15 protein-coding genes and 1 tRNA gene are annotated in these 14,801 nt (G+C 71.3%); 2 read left to right on the top strand and 14 right to left on the bottom strand.

Annotated elements, in window-relative coordinates:
- Positions 1–41: 41 nt before the first annotated feature.
- From ACFVTF_RS01970 to ACFVTF_RS01985, 4 genes are all read right to left on the bottom strand, one after another.
- On the bottom strand, positions 42–1,034 hold the full coding sequence (locus ACFVTF_RS01970; protein WP_371518022.1) for a GDP-mannose 4,6-dehydratase: 993 nt from the start codon (positions 1,032–1,034) through the stop codon (positions 42–44).
- Positions 1,035–1,205: 171 nt separating this feature from the next.
- Complete coding sequence (locus tag ACFVTF_RS01975) at positions 1,206–2,723, bottom strand: hypothetical protein (RefSeq protein ID WP_371518023.1); 1,518 nt, start codon at positions 2,721–2,723, stop codon at positions 1,206–1,208.
- Between the two features lie 49 nt (positions 2,724–2,772).
- Entirely contained in the window at positions 2,773–4,287 is a 1,515-nt protein-coding gene (gene pelF, locus ACFVTF_RS01980) for a GT4 family glycosyltransferase PelF (RefSeq protein ID WP_350876425.1), read from the bottom strand.
- Positions 4,288–4,401: 114 nt separating this feature from the next.
- Positions 4,402–6,753, bottom strand: a complete 2,352-nt coding sequence (locus ACFVTF_RS01985) for a hypothetical protein (RefSeq protein WP_387807820.1) — start codon at positions 6,751–6,753, stop codon at positions 4,402–4,404.
- Positions 6,754–7,371: 618 nt separating this feature from the next.
- Here ACFVTF_RS01985 and ACFVTF_RS01990 point away from each other — a divergent pair.
- The gene (locus tag ACFVTF_RS01990; RefSeq protein WP_387807823.1) at positions 7,372–7,563 is read left to right on the top strand and encodes a hypothetical protein; all 192 of its coding nucleotides are present in this window, start codon (positions 7,372–7,374) and stop codon (positions 7,561–7,563) included.
- A gap of 46 nt (positions 7,564–7,609) precedes the next feature.
- On the opposite strand, the gene ACFVTF_RS01995 is transcribed toward ACFVTF_RS01990, so the two are convergent.
- The 8 genes from ACFVTF_RS01995 to ACFVTF_RS02030 form a co-directional block, all read right to left on the bottom strand.
- The gene (locus ACFVTF_RS01995) at positions 7,610–8,503 is read right to left on the bottom strand and encodes an RNA polymerase sigma factor SigF (protein ID WP_371518026.1); all 894 of its coding nucleotides are present in this window, start codon (positions 8,501–8,503) and stop codon (positions 7,610–7,612) included.
- 144 nt (positions 8,504–8,647) lie between these two features.
- Positions 8,648–9,430: an RNA polymerase sigma factor SigF gene (locus ACFVTF_RS02000; protein ID WP_371522751.1), complete on the bottom strand. Its 783-nt coding sequence runs from the start codon at positions 9,428–9,430 to the stop codon at positions 8,648–8,650.
- A 337-nt stretch (positions 9,431–9,767) separates the two neighbouring features.
- A complete protein-coding gene (locus ACFVTF_RS02005; RefSeq protein WP_063348630.1) occupies positions 9,768–10,061 on the bottom strand; it encodes a Dabb family protein in 294 nt (97 codons plus the stop codon).
- Positions 10,062–10,153: 92 nt separating this feature from the next.
- Positions 10,154–10,318, bottom strand: coding sequence for a hypothetical protein (locus ACFVTF_RS02010; RefSeq protein ID WP_167745863.1), 165 nt, complete (start codon positions 10,316–10,318; stop codon positions 10,154–10,156).
- Positions 10,319–10,770: 452 nt separating this feature from the next.
- Positions 10,771–10,857: transfer RNA gene (locus tag ACFVTF_RS02015), tRNA-Ser, on the bottom strand.
- 93 nt (positions 10,858–10,950) lie between these two features.
- Positions 10,951–11,478, bottom strand: a complete 528-nt coding sequence (tadA, locus tag ACFVTF_RS02020; protein WP_063348631.1) for a tRNA adenosine(34) deaminase TadA — start codon at positions 11,476–11,478, stop codon at positions 10,951–10,953.
- Positions 11,479–11,541: 63 nt separating this feature from the next.
- The gene (locus tag ACFVTF_RS02025) at positions 11,542–12,078 is read right to left on the bottom strand and encodes a tRNA adenosine deaminase-associated protein (RefSeq protein ID WP_363579757.1); all 537 of its coding nucleotides are present in this window, start codon (positions 12,076–12,078) and stop codon (positions 11,542–11,544) included.
- A 303-nt stretch (positions 12,079–12,381) separates the two neighbouring features.
- The gene (locus ACFVTF_RS02030) at positions 12,382–12,618 is read right to left on the bottom strand and encodes a hypothetical protein (protein ID WP_063348632.1); all 237 of its coding nucleotides are present in this window, start codon (positions 12,616–12,618) and stop codon (positions 12,382–12,384) included.
- 165 nt (positions 12,619–12,783) lie between these two features.
- On the opposite strand from ACFVTF_RS02030, the gene upp reads away from it, so the two are divergent.
- Positions 12,784–13,419: a uracil phosphoribosyltransferase gene (gene upp, locus ACFVTF_RS02035; RefSeq protein WP_350876411.1), complete on the top strand. Its 636-nt coding sequence runs from the start codon at positions 12,784–12,786 to the stop codon at positions 13,417–13,419.
- A 74-nt stretch (positions 13,420–13,493) separates the two neighbouring features.
- Here the strand turns inward: upp and ACFVTF_RS02040 are convergent, their stop codons facing one another.
- Both ACFVTF_RS02040 and ACFVTF_RS02045 read right to left on the bottom strand, forming a co-directional pair.
- On the bottom strand, positions 13,494–14,174 hold the full coding sequence (locus ACFVTF_RS02040; protein WP_371522753.1) for a LytR C-terminal domain-containing protein: 681 nt from the start codon (positions 14,172–14,174) through the stop codon (positions 13,494–13,496).
- Between the two features lie 253 nt (positions 14,175–14,427).
- Positions 14,428–14,724: a type II toxin-antitoxin system VapB family antitoxin gene (locus tag ACFVTF_RS02045; protein ID WP_063348635.1), complete on the bottom strand. Its 297-nt coding sequence runs from the start codon at positions 14,722–14,724 to the stop codon at positions 14,428–14,430.
- Positions 14,725–14,801: the final 77 nt, after the last annotated feature.

Below are 14,801 nucleotides of genomic sequence, written 5' to 3' on the forward strand. Positions count from 1 at the left end.
CGAACCTTGGTTACCAGGACGGGCATTGATCGCTACGGCGGTCAGACGTTGTAGATGTCGGTCTTGTAGCGGGCCAGGTTGGCCGGGTCGCGGAAGAACTCGATGGTCTGCTCCAGGCCCTGCTCCAGGGTGAACTGGGGGGCCCAGCCGGTGGCCTCGCGCAGCCGGGTGGCGTCCGCGACCAGGCGCATGACCTCGGAGTTGGCCGGGCGGATGCGCTGCTCGTCCTCCTTCACCAGGAGGTCGACGCCCATCAGCTTGCCGACCAGGGAGACCAGGTCGCCGACCGAGATCTCGCCGCCGGTGCCGGCGTTGAAGGTCCGGCCGACCACGGTCTCGGCGGGAGCGGTGCCGACCGTGCGGAACGCGTGCGCGGTGTCCTTGACGAACATGAAGTCGCGGGTCGGGCGCAGGTCGCCGAGGGTGATCTCGGTCTCGCCAGCGGCGACCTGGGCGATCACGGTCGGGATGACGGCGCGCATCGACTGGCGCGGGCCGAAGGTGTTGAACGGGCGCAGGGTGACGACCGGGGTCCCGAAGCTGGCGTGGTAGCTGTCGGCCAGCCGGTCCCCGCCGGCCTTGGAGGCGGCGTACGGGGACTGGGTGTTGATCGGGTGGTCCTCGGTGATCGGCACGGTCTGCGCGGTGCCGTACGTCTCGCTGGTGGAGGTGTGCACCAGGCGCGGGATCTCCTGGTGGCGCACCGCCTCCAGCACGTTCAGGGTGCCGGTGACGTTGGTGTCGACGTACGAGTGCGGGGCCAGGTAGGAGTACGGGATCGCTATCAGGGCGGCCAGGTGGTAGACCGCCTCGGTGCCCTTGACCAGGCCGTTGACCGAGCCCGGGTCCCGGACGTCGCCGAGGACGATCTCGACCGAGTCCAGCACCTCCTTGGACAGGGTCTCCAGCCAGCCGAAGGAGGAGAAGGAGTTGTACTGGACCATGGCCCGGACCTGGTGCCCGTCGGCAACCAGGGACTCGACGAGGTGGGAGCCGATGAAGCCCTCGGCTCCGGTGACCGCGACGCTGCTCATGCGTGATTCGCTCTCTCGATTTTGGGAACGGCCGGACTCCCGGTGGCGACCGGCCGGTGGTGGTTCAGTTGTGCCGTGAAGCGCGTTCAGGTGGAGCGTGTTCGGGTGAAGCGCGTTCAGGTGGAGCGGGTCGAGCGGTGCACGCGAATTGGGCGTGCGTGATTTCGGTGTTCAGCGGTGCTGGGTGGTGCGGCCGAGCGCAGGCCCGGCGATGGCGGTGAGGAGCAAGGCGGCCGCCCCGCAGCCGATCAGCTGCAGGACGATCGGATCCGCACCGGTCAGCAGCCCGGCGCTCTCGGCACCCGCGGCGGCCAGACAGATGAGGGCGGTGCTCCAGCTGAACCCGAAGGCGTTCAGCAGCAGCGCCAGCCAGAGCGAGCCGCCGAGGAGCAGCATCGCGCCGAGCTGCGGCACACCGAGCGCGGGGGCGCCGGGCCACAGCACGGTCGTGGCGGCGTCCAGCGCGGCCACGGTGGTGAGGTAGATGAACAGGCAGCCGAGCAGGATCCCGCCGGTGCGGCGGGTGAACTGCCCGCTGGTGTGACTGGTGCGCAGCGCGGCCACGGCCATCGCCCGGTAGCGGAAGAGCAGCCACTCGGCGAGTCCGAGGCTGAGCGTCAGCGCGATCATGGCCGGTCCGGTCGGGGTGGCCTTCGCGCCGTGCGCGGCGCCGGTCTGCACCGCCTGGTGGATGGTCTCGCCGAGGCCGGCGATCAGCGTGAGGGTGCCGCAGGCCAGGCCGAACAGCAGGTGCGGGACCTCCTGGCGGATCGGCAGCTTCAGCTCGACGGACTCCTTCTCGCCGCCGCGGATGCAGAACAGCAGCTCCCGGGCGGCCAGGCCGACCGCCAGCACCAGCGAGACGAGCAGCACGACCGTCCGCACGACCTGCGGGACGTCCACGGCCAGCACCACGCCCGCGCCCACCGAGGCCGGTACCAGGGCCAGCAGCAGGAACTTCTCCCGCCCCAGCACCAGCAGGACGGTGGCCGCGCCCAGGTACATCGACTGCCCGGCGGCGAAGAGGAGCGCGCCCAGCGGCCCGCCGACCACGTACGCCGCGGCGGACGCGACCAGTGCGCCCAGCGGCGCCCCGAGGGCCAGGCAGACCGCGGCCTCGCGGCGCCGCAGCCGGCCGAGCCAGCGGTACGAGCGGTGTGCCAGCGCCTGGTTGAAGCCCCAGCTGACCAGCGTCGCGACGGACAGCGCGAGCATGCCGGAGGGCAGGCCGAACCGCATCCGGGTGGCCGCGAACAGGTTGGCGCCGAGCAGGTAGCCGAGCCCGGGCAGGGCGAACACCAGGCCGCGCACGACGCAGCGCCAGGGGTCGGCCCGCCACGGGTTGGCGAACTCGGAGCTCGGGCCGGGGTAGCGGCGCTCGACCTTCTCGAACAGCTCCTCGGCGAGGGTGAACGAGTCGGGGCGGCCGTACAGCAGGGCGGCCTGCTCGTCGGAGAGGCCGTCGGACTCCAGGAACGCGGCGATCTCGTACGGGTGGACGGCATCGGCGCAGATGTCGTGCAGCCGCTCGGCGAGCTCGTCCAGCGGGTCAGCGGAGAGGTCGAGCTGCTCCTCGGGCTCGGGCTGGGCCGACGGGGCGGGGCGGCGGCGCTTGAGCGGCAGGGTGCGCAGCTGCATCGTCCGCTCGGAGCCGCCCTCGTCCTCCACGAGCCGCAGGGGCCCACTCATGCTTCCACCCCGCACACGTACCCGTTGATGGTTCTCTCGCTCAGCTCGTTCACGCGCCCACCTCGCTGTGCTGCGGCTGGGCGGCGGCGAGCTGCTGGTCCCAGTCGGTGGTGGGGGTCTGGTCGGTGACGGCCACCACGCCGTCCGGCATCCAGCGCGCGGTGCCGAGGAGTTCGGTGTAGATGCCCCGGAAGCCGTCGATGTTCTGGCGGAGCGTGAACTGTTCGATGACCCGCAGCCGGGCCTGTTCGCCCAGGCGGGCGCGCCGCTCGGCGTCGCGCAGCAGCTCGATCGCGGCGGCCGCCATCGGTTCGGGCTCGCGGGGAGGGACGACGAGTCCGGTGTCGCCGACGGCTTCGCGGACGCCGCCGACGTCGGTCGAGACGGTCGCCCGGCCGCAGGACATCGCCTCGATCAGGGTGAACGGGAAGCCCTCGCTGATGCTGGAGAGCATGACCACGTTGCCCGCCGCGTACGCGTCGGTGATGTCGGCGACGCGGCCCTCGAAGGCCACCGAGTCGGCGATGCCGAGTTCGGCGGCCAGGGCTATGCAGCCGTCCCGGTAGGCCTCGCCGCCCTTGGGAGTTCCGCCGAAGAGCCGCAGCCGCGCCTCGGGGATCTCACGGTGGACGATGGCGAAGGCCCGGATCAGCGTCTCCAGGTCCTTGATCGGGTCGACCCGGCCGGCCCAGCTGAGGGTCGGCGTCTCGGGTTCGGGCCCGGCGGGCGGGAAGGCCGCCGGGTCCACGCCGTTGTAGACGGTGCGGATGTGGGCGGACGGCGTGCCGCCGCGCTCCTCCCAGCGCCGGTTGTACCGGTTTCCGGGGGTGACCAGCGCGGCCTGCCGGTAGCTCTCCTCGGCGAGCATCCGGTAGAAGCCGAGCAGCAGCGCCTTGACCGGCCAGCGGTACGGGCCGGTGCGGTAGCCGAGGTAGCGCTCGCGCAGGTAGATGCCGTGCTCGGTGAGCAGAAACGGTACGCCGTACTGCTGGGCGGCGATCAGCCCCGGCAGGGTGGCCAGCCCGCCGCTGGCGGCGTGCGCGACGCCGCCGGTGGGCGGTTCGACCGAGAGCGGCCGCAGGGCGTGCTCCAGCAGGTCGGTGGCGTTCAGGGCGTCGTGCATGGTGGGCCGGGAGACGGCCGTGGGCAGGTAGTCACGGGTCCAGACGTGCTGGAGGGTGCGCAGGGCGCGCTCGCTGCGCAGCGCGGGGCTGAGCAGCCCGCGCCGGGCGAGGTCGGCGAAGCCGTACAGCTCGGTGCCGAAGTGGGTGGTGTAGACCGGATCGAGGATGGAGTGGAGGAAGCGCTCGTACGCGTTGAGGAAGCGCCGCATCTCCTTGCCGCGGGGCGGTCCGGCCTCGGAGGCCGGGCCCCACAGCGGTGCGGTCGTGACCGACCGCACGTTGGCGGGCAGTTCCCAGGCCAGCGGTTCCTGGCCGGTACCAGTGACGGCGATGACGTCGAAGTCGACGTCCGGCATGCCTTGAACGAGCTGGTCGCACCAGACACTCACACCGCCGTGCTGGTGCGGATACGTCCCCTCGGTGAGCAGGGTGACGCGCATCTCCTGTCCCCCCTCCTGTTCCTTGCTTCGGTGTCCGGTCTGGGTGGCCGGAACGGGACCCGAGGCAGGGCCGGACCGGGCGACCGGCCCGGCCCCGCCATCGGGTGCTGCGGGCTACCGGTTGCCGGAGCGTCCGGTGGTGCTGGTGCCGAGCGAGGCCGTCCCCCCGGTGGCCTTACCGCTCTCGGCGGCAGCGGCGGTGCCGCCGTTGCCGCCGGTGGCGACGTCCTTGCCGGGCACCGGGTTTCCGCTACCGGGGACCAGGGTCGGGGCGCTGGTACGACCGGTGTCGCTCGGGCCCACCGGGACGGGAGTGGCGACGCCCTGCGGGACGACCTTCTTGTCCGCCGGGGCCGGGGCCGGGACGGACTTGGCCGCGACGCCGGGTGCGACGGCGGCCGGGGCGGCCGGGGTGCCGGCCGAGGGGAGCTGCAGGGAGACGCTGCTCTGCAGGGTGCCCGGGGACACCCAACCGGAGATCGTACCGGCGTAGGACGAACCGAAGGCGGTCGATCCGATGACCAGCTTCTGAGAAGTTCCGGTCGGCATGGTGGCCTGGACCTGAACACCGGCCGGAGCGTTGACCGTGACGGTGTTGCCGACCCGGTAGCCGGTGACCTGGCCGGCCGCGACGGCCGAGTTCCAGGCGGCACGGCGCTGGAACTCCTGGCCGATCTCGCGCTCGCCGAGGTTCACGATCGGGGTGTTGTCGGCGTGCAGCGACCGGTAGGTGCCGAGGATCTTCTCCAGCACCGGGTAGAGGATCCGGTCCTCGGACAGGTTCGACTGGTGGATGAAGTGCGGCCGCGGGTCGTTGCTCAGCACGTGCCCGAGGTCGATCCGGGCCTCCAGCGGCACGATGTACGACTGGAATCCGGTGTTGACGTCCAGCGGCTGCGTCAGGCAGGTGGAGTTGGCGTTGTTCTCACAGACGCCGCTGCCGCCGTTGGCCTTGCTGGTGTAGATCCAGTTGTACTCGTCGGCCTCCTCCTTCGCCGTGCCGGCGTTGTAGAAGACGTTCATCGGGTAGCGCGGCACGGTCAGCGTGGACGAGCCGACGGCCCGCTGGGCGGGCTCGCGGGAGGCGTCGCTGCCGGTGAACTTGATGCCGTTGGCGGCCAGCGCCGGCGCCAGGTTCGGGTTGTCGCTGGTCTCCTGCGGGGCGGTCAGCAGGCCGGAGTGCTCGCCGGTGACCAGGGCCTGCGGGTCGACCTTCAGGCCGTTCTTGGCGGCCCAGTCGAAGTTGTCCTTGATCTGGCCCGAGATGGTGTTCTGGTCGGTCCAGACGGTCTTGCCCGAGGAGTCCTTGGAGCAGCGCCACGGCACCACGGTGACGTCCTGGACGCAGCCCAGGTACGGGTGGGTGTAGGTGTGGTTGACCCAGCGGTAGCTGTTCTGGTCGGCGATCATCTGGTTGGCCGTTGGGTCCACCGTGGTCTGGTGGTCGGCCTTCCAGTCCTCGCTGCCGCCACCGTTGAACACCATGTCCAGGGTGAAGTTGTTGGCGGTCTGCCACTGCTTGAGGTGCTGGGCGTCGTCCGGCGTCATCCGGATCGGGTTGGCCGTGTCCGGGGTGCCGGGCGGGCAGGTGACGTCGCCGGGGGTGCACTTGAGCACGGTGTCCCAGCGGTCGTCGGCCAGGAAGACGTCGTCCACGTGGGCCGCGAAGTAGTTGCGGTCGTAGCCGAGGTGGACGCCCTGGGTGATCCAGTCGACCATGCCGCGGGCCAGCAGGCGGTACTGCTGCTGGTACTGGTTGTAGACGAACGTGACGACCAGTTCCTTGCGGCCGTCGTGGGTGTACTCGCCGACCAGCGAACCGCGCGAGGTGGTGCTCGGTATCGCGGCGTCGACCAGCGGGACGAACGAGGCGCCGGCCGGCAGGTTGGCCAGTGGCGTGGCCAGGTAGCCGTAACTCTCGCTGACGGTCGGGTCGTTGTCCTCGAACGGCACGCTGCCCTTGAGGTACCCGAACGGGCCCGAAGTGCCGGCGGTGGTGGTGGCGCCCTGGAATCCGTCCAGCGTGCCGTAGTAACCGGGATTCACCGCGTAGTTCAGCCCCACCGCAGGACTGGCGAACGTGTACGCGTCGATCTGCCGGATTCCGAATGCGGCTTCGTAGCCCGCGATGGCCGTCATCTCGGCCGCACTGTTGGGGAAGGGGTTTTCGTTGGGAAGGACGATGCCCTGGTACTTCCCGCGGGGCTGGCCGTTCACCGTGTCGCTGAGGAAAGCCGAGTTGATGATGGGACGGTTGGTGTCGTTGAGGTTGACGACCTTGTACGGGGTGCCCTGGTTCTTGAGCTCGGCGGCGATCGCCGCGACCGACGGGCCTCCGTCGTCGATGACCAGGATGGTGAGGTCGATCCTGGGCGGCGTGTCGCCGTGGGCCAGGGTGGTCTGCAGGCCGCTGGCCAGCAGAACTGCCGCCGCGCACGCGGCAACTCTTCGGGTCGCTCGACCCATGGTGATCCTCCCCTTGGGTAGGCGCCTCGCTGCTCAGCGCTCGCCTGCCCTGTAGCTGTTCGCGGGCAGCAGGCTGCCCGGCGCCCATCCTGGTCGAGGGGGGCCTCTGCGAGGGACCAATTGGGCGAGAGTGCAGCGAACCTGTTACCAACGTTCATGGCGAAGCCATGAAGGCGCCGATTGTGACCGGAACCGGACCGGCCATGCAAATAATGAATTGAGAATGAAAAAGCGGAAGCTGAGAGCTACACCTGGTTACCGCCCGTGCGGCTTGGGCGGACCACCGGACACCTACACTGTCGTCGTCGCGCATGACACTCTTGCACATCTTGCCGACGCCTTGGGCAGGTTCATGCAATATCGGGCACCGCTGTGCCATGTGACAGTCCGAATATGCAATGGAGGTGCTCGCACGGTCGATCGGCGGACCGAGTCCGGTGCAATCGGGGCCGGGCGGAAAGCGGCGCCGGAGCCGGTCGAACGGCGCTGGTCGGGCCCAGTCCCGGACCGCGCGGTGCGCTCAACGCCCGTGATCCCGGCGGCTATTGAGCGGTCGACGGGCGGTCGACGGGCGGGCGCCGCGGCACGCCGTGGCCCTGTGCAGCGATGGCCTGAACCGTGTCATTACCAACGAGTTCGGCCCGCTGCGCGCACGCCGTCGGCGCCGACCGCGGAACCGTCCTCGCGGATTTCCTGCGCACCGACGAACGAGCCGTCGAGCGCACCGACGAACGCGCCGTCGAGCGCACCGACGAACGCGCCACCGCAGTGGCCGACCGGGCGATGGACGACGCCGTCCCGGCAGGCTGACGATCGGCCTGCCAGGACGGCGACGGGTGTGGCTTCCCCGGGCCTGTCAGCCCTCGCTGATCAGGCCCTCGCGGAGCTGGGTCAGCGTCCTGGTGAGCAGTCGGGAGACGTGCATCTGGGAGATGCCGATCTCCTCGCCGATCTGCGACTGGGTGAGGTTGCCGAAGAACCGCAGCATGATGATCCGGCGCTCGCGCGGCGGCAGCTTGGCCAGCAGCGGCTTCAGCGACTCCCGGTACTCGACGCCTTCCAGCGCGAGGTCCTCGTAGCCGAGCCGCTCGGCCAGCGGTCCGTCGCCGTCCTCCTCGCTGGGGCTGGAGTCGAGCGAGCTGGCGGTGTACGCGTTGCCCACCGCGAGGCCCTCGACCACGTCCTCCTCGCTGACCCCCAGGCAGGCGGCCAGCTCGGCGACGGTGGGGGAGCGGTCCAGCCGCTGGGACAGGTCGTCACCGGCCTTGGTGAGCGCCAGCCGCAGCTCCTGGAGCCGCCGGGGCACCCGGACCGACCAGCTGGTGTCCCGGAAGAAGCGCTTGATCTCGCCCACCACGGTGGGCATCGCGAAGGTGGGGAACTCCACCCCGCGCTCGGGGTCGAACCGGTCGATCGCCTTGATCAGGCCGATGGTGCCGACCTGGACGATGTCCTCCATCGGCTCGTTACGGCTGCGGAAGCGCGCCGAGGCGTACCGGACCAGCGGCAGGTTGAGCTCGATCAGGGTGTCGCGGACGTACGTGTGCTCCGCGCTGCCCGGTTCCAGGGCGGCCAGCCGCAGGAACAGCGAGCGCGACAGCGTCCGGGTGTCCAGCCCGGAGCCGGGCGGCGTCTCGGGCCCGGGCGGCGCGGCGGCCGGGACCCGCTGGAGCGGGATCCGGTCCTCGGCGACAGCCGTACCGTTGGCCTGACCAGCGTGGATCTCCGCAGTGCCCAGCTCTCCGGACATGCGCCCACCCCCTTGTGACTGACAGTTGAACGGGGGCCGTCGCACGGAGGTTCCCGGCGGGGGCCCTCCCCCTCCATACCGGAACACGGTCCACGGCAAACCCGAACGTCGCAAGATGTCACGCGAGGGTAACGCGCTGCAATCTCAGTCTTCCCAGGAGTTGCCGGTCCGAAGCCTCGTCAGGATGCGGGAGAGCAGCCGCGAGACGTGCATCTGGGACATCCCCAGCTCGGTGCTGATCTGCGACTGGGTCAGGTTGGCGAAGAACCGCAGCATCACGATCCGCCGCTCCCGCTCGGGCAGCTGGACCAGCAGGTGGCGGACCATGTCCCGGTGCTCGACCTCGGCCAGCGCCGAGTCCTCGTAGCCGAGCCGGTCCAGCAGGGCGAGCCCGCCCTCGTGCTCCTGCGCCGCCTCCAGCGAGGCCGCGTTGTAGGCCCGCCCGGCGTCCAGGCAGGCCCGGACGTCCTCCTCGGGGATCCGCAGGCTGGCGGCGATCTCCGGCACCTTGGGGGCCCGGCCGTGCAGCACCGTCAGCTCCTCCATCGCGCCGCTGACCTGGACCCACAGCTCCTGGAGCCGGCGCGGGACGTGCATGGTGCGGACGTTGTCCCGGAAGTAGCGCTTGATCTCGCCGAGGATGGTCGGCAGTGCGTAGGTGGGGAACTGGACGCCGCGGGTGGGGTCGAAGCGGTCGATCGCGTTGATCAGGCCGATGGTGCCGACCTGGACGACGTCCTCCATCGGCTCGCTGCGGCTGCGGAAGCGGGTGGCCGCGTAGCGGACCAGGGGGATGTTCACCTCGATCAGGGCGGCCCGGACCCGCTCCCGCTCGGGGGAGCCCGGGGGCAGCTCCGCGAGCCGCTCGAACAGCACCCGGGTCAGCGTCCGGACGTCCACCGCGGGGCGGCCGCCGGGGCCGCGCAGACCGTCCGGGCGGAGCTCGCCAGCCGGGCTGATGATCGACGCCAGTACCTCGTCGGACACGTCACCCCTCCCTCAGTCGATAACGAAGGGCCCTGCGGATCGGGTGTCGCGGCTGCTTCACCACCTCGCCATGTCCGGCAAAACCGGTCATAGCATCACAAGGCGGGCGCAGGTCGGGCAAGCACCCGGCGGAGGTGTGTTGGTGCGGGGTCGGGGCTCCACCGGGCTTCCCGCCCAGGCGCCGCACGGATCGTTCCGGGGCGGAGCAAGGCGCCCCGTCCGGTGGCCGGACGGGGCGCGGCGGGCCGTCCGGGGGACGGGCCGGGTGCCTCGGGTGTCAGACCTCGATGTCGGCGATCACCCAGGTGGCGAATTCGCGCCACTGACCGGCCGCGGCCTGATGGGCCGGGTGGGTCAGGTACGCGTGCAGGGCGTCGCGGTCCTCGACCAGGCTGTTGATCGCGTAGTCGTGGGCGATGTCCCGCTCGGTGGTGTTCCAGCCGCACTCCCACTCGCGCAGCTCGGGGATCAGCGAACCCAGCTCGGCGAACGCCTTGGCGCCGGCGAGGGCGCGCTCGTCGTCCTTGCGGACGCCTTCGTTGAGCTTGAACAGGACCAGGTGCCGGATCACGATTGCCGCTCCTCGCGGACGGGGACAGAGGGTCCCGCACACCGTAGCCGGTGCGCCGGGGCGGGACGACGGGCCCTACGCGACCGGACGGCTCACTTGATCAGTCCGGTCATGAAGGTGCCGACCGCCTTGGCCGCGTTCGAGATGCCCTCGAAGCCGAGCTGGACGAGCTGGGCGGAGCGGGCCGGCGAGCTGATGATCGAGTAGAGGACGAAGATGAGCAGGAGGGCCATGCCGATCTTCTTCGCCTGCGCCATCGGGTGTCGTCCTCTCCTGCTGTGGGCCGCCGCCATCCGGGTCCCCGAGCGGCCCTGCGGAAGCAGCTTATCCATCGGACGGGCTATCAAGTGTGCGACGCGTTCGCCCGGCGGGACGAAGGTCCCCGTGAGTGGGGCCTTTCTCCGGATGCCCGGAAGCGGCCCGGGCGGCAGGATGGGAGACGTGCCGAGGATCTGGCAGGAATCCCCGGTGCGTGGATCCGGAGCTCCCCGCTGTGGGACCGGGCGCCGCGGCTTCCCCCCGACGCGGTGCCGGTTGTGGGACTCCGCCGGGGGAGCGGTCGTCCCCCCGAGCCGCTCCCCCTTTCCAGGCTCCGTACTCTCCGGGCGTTGGTGGTCATCAGCCCGGAGTACGGAGCCCTTTTCGCGTTCGAGGGTGCGCGGAAACGCCGAGGGCCCGTCCGGATCGGACGGGCCCTCGGGCTCTACGGCGGTAGCGGTGGGATTCGAACCCACGGTGGAGTTGCCCCCACACACGCTTTCGAGGCGTGCTCCTTTGGCCGCTCGGACACGCTACCGAGGGGAACTCTACCGGACGGGTGGCGCGGTCACGAAATCCGTATGGCCGGGCGGCCGGCGGGGGAGCCGCCGGCGGAAGTCGGCGCCGGACGTCAGCGGTGGGACTCGAAGAACTCGCGCAGCTGCTCGCCGCACTCGTCGGCGAGGACGCCCCAGACCACCTCGGGGCGGTGGTTGAGCCGGCGGTCGCGCATCACGTCGAAGAGCGAGCCGGCCGCGCCGGCCTTCTCGTCGAGGGCGCCGTAGACCACCCGGTCGATCCGGGACAGCACGATGGCGCCGGCGCACATCGTGCAGGGCTCCAGGGTGACGACCAGGGTGCAGCCGCTGAGCCGCCACTCCCCGATCCGTTCGGCCGCCTGCCGGATCGCGACCACCTCGGCGTGCGCGGTCGGGTCGCCGACCGCCTCGCGCTCGTTGTGGCCGCGTCCGATCACCTCGCCGTCCGGGCCCAGGACGAGCGCCCCGACCGGGACGTCGCCGGTGGCCGGCGCCAGGGCGGCCTCGGCGATGGCGAGGCGCATCGGCGCCGCCCAGCGGTCACGGACCGGGTCGGGGCGGACGGGGGCGGGCAGGGGGGCGATGCGGGGAACGGCCTGCGGGGCGGATGCGGACTGCATGGCATCCAGTGTCGGGTATCCGGCGGTGGGCACCGGCCTGGTCACCGGGCTGGTCACCGCCCGCTACCGGACCGCCTCCAGGACCTCGCCGCAGCCGAGGGCCTCGGCGATCTCCTCCAGGGCGTCGCCCGGGACGGCGCCCTCGCCGCTGAGGGCGAGCAGCTCCTCGGCGGCCAGGCCGAACTCGGTGAGCAGGTGGGCGTCGCCGAGCGGGCCGACCGGGACGCCGCTGCGGGCGTCCTCGTCCTGCTCCTGCGTCTCCTCGTCCTCCTCCAGCTCGACGACCAGGTGGTCCAGGTCGCCGAACTCGCTCTCGCCGGCCTGGTCGACCAGCTCGTCGGTGAGGACGGAGCCGTAGGAGCTGCGGGCGGCGGCGGCGCCGTCGGACACGAAGATCCGTGGGTCCTCCTCGCCGTCCACCCGGACGATGGCGAACCAGGCGTCCTCCTGTTCGATGAAGATCAGGACGCTGTCGTCGTCCTGCGTGGAGTCGCGGGCCAGTTCGGTCAGGTCGGCGAGGGTTTCGACGTCGTCGAGCTCCGTCTCGCTCACATCCCACCCGTCCTCGGTGCGAGCAAGCACTGCAGCGAAGTACGCCACCAGGGACACTCCCAAGATCTCGGTCTCGGCTGTCGGCGCGCTCGGGCAACGCGAAAATCTGGCCGCCCCCGCGCCAGAGGCGGTCCGCTCGTTCGGACCGTCCCATCGGAATCGTGACAGAAAGCCCGCCCTTGCGGGGGGTGTTCGGCAGCGCGTCTTTGCAGGTCGTGTCGGAAGGGCCGGCCGGCGGCCGGTGTGGCGCCGGCGCCACCGCCCGGGGCCTGCCGGATCAGGACCAGCCGGTCGGCGGAGCCGCGGGGGGAGCCGCGGGGGGAGCCGCGCCGGAACCGCTTCGGATCCTCGTCAGATCCGGAAGGTTCGCATCCGCATGGCTTCGCGCATCCGCCGTTCCTTGGTCCGCCGGGGCTGGACCCGCTCCCGGAGCTCGCGGGCCTCGGTGAGCTCGCGCAGGAAGACGGCCCGCCGCCTGCGGCGGTCCGCCTCGGTCTCCGGGGGGTCCTGTGGCGGGCCGGGGCGATTGCCCGACCGGCCTGCGGGCTCGTCCGCCGAGCCGTCCCCGGCGTTCGGGTTGCTCGTCATAAGACGTGACATTCCCAGATCAGCCCGGTTGATACCACAGGAGGCGCTTCCGTCCGGACATTCGCGGGGCGCCACGGCGCGGCACGGCCGGGTGAACCCCCGGCGACGGGGCGGTCGGCACGCGGCGAGTCGTACAGGCGTCCAGACCCGGGCTAACCTCGATACATGCGTCTCCACGTCGTCGACCACCCCCTGGTGGCCCACAAGCTCTCCACCCTGCGCGACGAGCGCACCGACTCGCCGACCTTCCGTCGCCTGACCGACGAGCTGGTGACCCTCCTCGCCTACGAGGCCACCCGGGACGTCCGCACCGACGAGGTGGAGATCACCACCCCCGTGGCGGTCACGCTCGGTACCCGCCTCAGCTACCCCCGCCCCCTGGTCGTGCCGATCCTGCGCGCCGGTCTCGGCATGCTGGACGGGATGACCCGACTGCTGCCGACCGCCGAGGTGGGCTTCCTCGGCATGGTGCGCAACGAGGAGACCCTGGAGGCCTCCACCTACGCCACCCGGATGCCGGACGACCTCTCCGGCCGCCAGGTCTACGTGCTCGACCCCATGCTGGCCACCGGCGGCACCCTCGTCGCGGCGATCAAGATGCTGATCGAGCGCGGCGCCACCGACGTCACCGCCGTGGTGCTGCTGGCCGCCCCCGAGGGCGTCGAGGTGATGAAGCGCGAGCTGGCCGGCCTGCCGGTCACCGTCGTCACCGCCGCCCTGGACGAGCGGCTCAACGAGAACGGCTACATCGTGCCCGGCCTCGGCGACGCGGGCGACCGCCTGTACGGCACCGCCGGCTGAGCGAATCCCCCGAACGGACGAGAGCCCCCCGGCGCGGTGCCGGGGGGCTCTCCTGTTGCGCGGGGCGACCGGCCTCAGCAGCTGCCGGTGGCGGTCGGGGTGGGGGACGGCTTGGTCGCGAGGGCGAGGGCGGCGGCCGCCTGGGTCTCGTCCAGCAGGGCGTTGTAGCTGTCGCCGACCACGAAGTCCACGGTGCCGTCGGTGCGGGCGTCGGCGGTGGTGGTGGCCCCGGCGATCTGCGAGCCGAGCAGGGTGGCGGCGCCGGCGCCGGCCGGGCCGGCGATCACCTGGGCGGTGCCGGGCACCTTCTTGTCCAGTTCGGCCGGGGCGTTGCCGACCTTGCCGATGGTGAAGCCGCGCTTCTTGAGCTCCTCGGCGGTCCGGCCGGCCAGGCCGCCCTTGGTGGTGGCGTTGTAGACGTTCACCGTGATGGCGGCCGGCTGCGGGATCGCGTGCGGGTCGCCCGGGGCGGCGGGGGCACCGGAGTCGGTGGGAGCACCGGGCGTGGCGCCCGCGGAGGGGGCGGCCAGCGGCTTGCCCGACGGGGTCACGCAGGCCTGGGCGGAGGAGTTCTTGTTCTTCCCGCTGAAGATGTCGTAGAGCTGGACGCCGCCGAGGCCGATCAGGGCCAGGGCGAGCAGGCTCGCGAGCCCGGAGATCACCTTGCGGCTCTTTTTCGGGGGCCGGCCGAGTCGTGGATAGGCGTTGCCGGTGACGCGGTACTGCTTCCCCTTGAGGCCTTGGGGAGTCAACATGCTCACGGTTTGTCTCCCCCTCGTGCCAGGGCGGGGTCGGGATGACGGATCGGCTGGTGCGGGTGGATCCCGTGGTGCGGGCGGATCCCCTGGTCGCGGCCGTAGTCAGCAGCGTAGTGCCGTCAGGCAGCGAAGGTACTAAATGATCATCATCTGGAGTACGCCGGTACCCGAAAGGAGGTACCCGGGTACGCGCGGACCGCCCTCCGCCGGATGGCGAGGGGGCGGTCCAGGAGCCCGTGCAGAGGGTCCGTCATTCCATTTCGAGGACCCGGGCGTGCAGCACCTGGCGCTGCTGCAGGGCGGCCCGCACCGCCCGGTGCAGTCCGTCCTCCAGGTACAGGTCGCCGCGCCACTTCACCACGTGCGCGAAGAGGTCCCCGTAGAAGGTCGAGTCCTCGGCGAGCAGGGTTTCGAGGTCGAGTTGCCCCTTGGTGGTCACCAGCTGGTCGAGCCGCACCGGGCGTGGGGCGACGTCAGCCCACTGGCGGGTGCTCGTCCGGCCGTGATCCGGGTACGGCCGCCCATTGCCGATGCGCTTGAAGATCACACGGAAAGCCTACCGTTTGGGCGGCGGATGGCGCAGCCGCCGCGACGCCGCCACGCGCTCGGGTGTGAGCTGCGGGA

The organism is Kitasatospora sp. NPDC057940 (assembly GCF_042887425.1).
Classification (GTDB): Bacteria; Actinomycetota; Actinomycetes; order Streptomycetales; family Streptomycetaceae; genus Kitasatospora.